This window comes from Rickettsiales endosymbiont of Peranema trichophorum, assembly GCF_004210275.1.
In the GTDB taxonomy this organism is placed as follows: Bacteria; Pseudomonadota; Alphaproteobacteria; order Rickettsiales; family Midichloriaceae; genus RICK02.
Genome location: NZ_SCFA01000109.1, coordinates 1 through 1,204, shown reverse-complemented (window position 1 = coordinate 1,204; position 1,204 = coordinate 1). Strand labels below are relative to the sequence as shown.

The window sequence follows — 1,204 nt, the reverse complement described above, 5'->3', positions numbered from 1 at the left end:
ACAACCGCTCGGATTGCTAGAAAATCTTCCCCTTCTAATTCAACTAACATTCCTGCCAGTTCTTCTTGATGTTCATCTAAATACTCTTTTATTGCTTCTAATACATCACTTCTCTTACGAAAAGCTAAAGCAAATGAAAGTGGACTAAACTCGGTACTATCCATTATAGTAAGAATGCTCTGTGTGTATTCTTCATATAAAATATCTTCCACTGTCCTTGGTATGTCCCGTCTTACCGCCTTATTTAAAGCCAAACTTAGTACATCATCTCGAGACAGATTCTGTTCACTGTGGTTGCTTATAAAAGCTGCTATCGCCTCTTCCAATCTCCCATTTTCCAACGCATGACGTATTTCTTTAAACTCAGCATATGTCATTTCTATGTTAAGTATCTTTGGTTTCATACAAATATATCTCTAATTTTACGTTGTTTAACGATCACTTCACTAATTTCTGACATTTCGTCAATAAAATCAAGATTATTCCATGACTTGTTGTGATAATTTGAGTAGATGCTCATCACAACCCTAAAAAGTACCCATTAAGAGTCTAAGGATCCAGATGCTAGATGCCTTAAGAAAGGGAAGAAGAGCTATTTTGGCTACAAGAGACCTCTGCGTGATTTTGTTTTTTTATTTGTGTTGTGAGTAATGCATGAAGGTTGCAGTATATTTTGTCAGACTATATTAAGTTATCAGAGTATTTTGTTATAAGTAATTAATACAATATAGTAGGAGTCCTTTCTTTTGCCTTATCAAGCATGCTTTCCCCTTAGATTTAGGGCCTTTAACAGGTTAAATGCCATGGCTTTTCTTATCACCTCCGCCTTAACCTTTCGCAATGTCATATAGGTAGCTCTCGTCATTCCAAATCTTCGTTTCAATGTACCAAAAGCCTGTTCTACCAAATATCTGTGACTACTAACTAACCTGTTAAATACTTTCTCTAGCCTACTCAGCCCTTTATTCCTTGCTGCCTTATACATGATGCCATTCTTAATCCCCTTCCTACGTAATAGCTCCTTATTCTCGCTACTATAGTAACCCTTATCAGCATACACTCTCCTAGGCTTTAATGGACCAAGCGCTCCTTCTAAATTCCTTACCTCAGAAGCATTCGCAGGTAATACCTCAACATGCCTGATAAACCCATCCTCACTATCTGTAACAATAAATGCCTTGTAGCCAAAATAGCTTTTCTTCCC

The 1,204-nt window shown here is 37.0% G+C and carries 2 protein-coding genes; both read right to left on the bottom strand.

Going from position 1 to position 1,204, the window contains the following annotated elements; translation table 11 throughout:
* Positions 1-404, bottom strand: a 404-nt coding sequence (locus EDM53_RS05440; RefSeq protein ID WP_130122646.1) for a type 2 periplasmic-binding domain-containing protein, incomplete at its 3' end; no start/stop codon positions are given.
* A gap of 350 nt (positions 405-754) precedes the next feature.
* The coding region (locus EDM53_RS05435) for a transposase (RefSeq protein WP_130122645.1) at positions 755-1,204 on the bottom strand (450 nt) is incomplete at its 5' end.